The sequence below is a fragment of the Halorubrum sp. SP3 genome (assembly GCF_005435195.1).
GTDB classification, from domain to species: domain Archaea; phylum Halobacteriota; class Halobacteria; order Halobacteriales; family Haloferacaceae; genus Halorubrum; species Halorubrum sodomense.
Genome location: NZ_SGTU01000562.1, coordinates 1 through 302, shown reverse-complemented (window position 1 = coordinate 302; position 302 = coordinate 1). Strand labels below are relative to the sequence as shown.

Sequence of the window (302 nt, the reverse complement as noted above, 5' to 3'; positions counted from 1 at the left end):
AATTTAGCAACCCAACGGTTGCCGGAACTACCAGATGGTTGGATTTGGACCTCTTTAGACACATTTGTCGCGTATGATATTGATTATCGAGGAAAAACGCCCCCCTATTCCGAATCAGGAATACCTGTGATTTCGAGCGGAAATATCCAAGATAGCGAGATTGTATTCGATGAAGAGAGATATGTATCTCGGGAAACCTACGAAGAAAAGCTTAATCGAGGTGTCCCCAAAGCCGGTGATCTAATAATCACGACAGAGGCACCCGTTGGAAAGGTGGCATTATATCCGAAGGGAACATTCAT

1 pseudogene is annotated in these 302 nt (G+C 44.4%); it reads left to right on the top strand.

The features are described from left to right. Positions 1–302, top strand: a pseudogene (locus EXE42_RS19930) (hypothetical protein); the annotation flags it as partial.